Source organism: Mesorhizobium sp. M1E.F.Ca.ET.063.01.1.1, from assembly GCF_003998155.1.
Taxonomy (GTDB): domain Bacteria; phylum Pseudomonadota; class Alphaproteobacteria; order Rhizobiales; family Rhizobiaceae; genus Mesorhizobium.
Map to the genome: position 1 here is coordinate 1 of NZ_RZSC01001670.1, position 421 is coordinate 421.

Here is a 421-nt window from a genome sequence, read left to right on the forward strand (position 1 = left end):
CCGACATCCGTGGCCTGGGTCTCATGAATGCGATCGAGTTCACGGTGCCCGGCTCAAGAAAACCTAGTGCAGAATTCACGAACAGTGTCCGCGAGAAGGCGCTCGACAGGGGCCTCATCCTCCTGATCTGTGGCGTTTACGGAAACGTCATCCGCTTCCTCGCCCCGATTACTATCGAAGACACAGTATTTGCCGAAGCACTCGACATCCTTGAAGAAACATTACGCGCCTGCGCTCAGGAGGCCTGACGGGGCGCGAAAGCACCTGATACCGGTGCTTCCAGGCTTAGGCAGCCCTCAATGCTGCCGACAAGGCATCATGGCGGGCGAGTGGTACGCAGCGGCGTTAGCGGAAAACATTTGAACGTCGCGAAGCATCAACCGGGGATCTTATTGGGGCGCCGGGGACATGAATCGACATG

General features: G+C 57.7%; 1 protein-coding gene. It reads left to right on the forward strand.

Features of this window, described 5'->3' with window-relative positions:
* A partial coding sequence (locus EOA29_RS40340) for an aminotransferase class III-fold pyridoxal phosphate-dependent enzyme (RefSeq protein WP_127222601.1) occupies positions 1–248 on the forward strand: 248 nt, incomplete at its 5' end.
* Between the last annotated feature and the right edge of the window lie 173 nt (positions 249–421).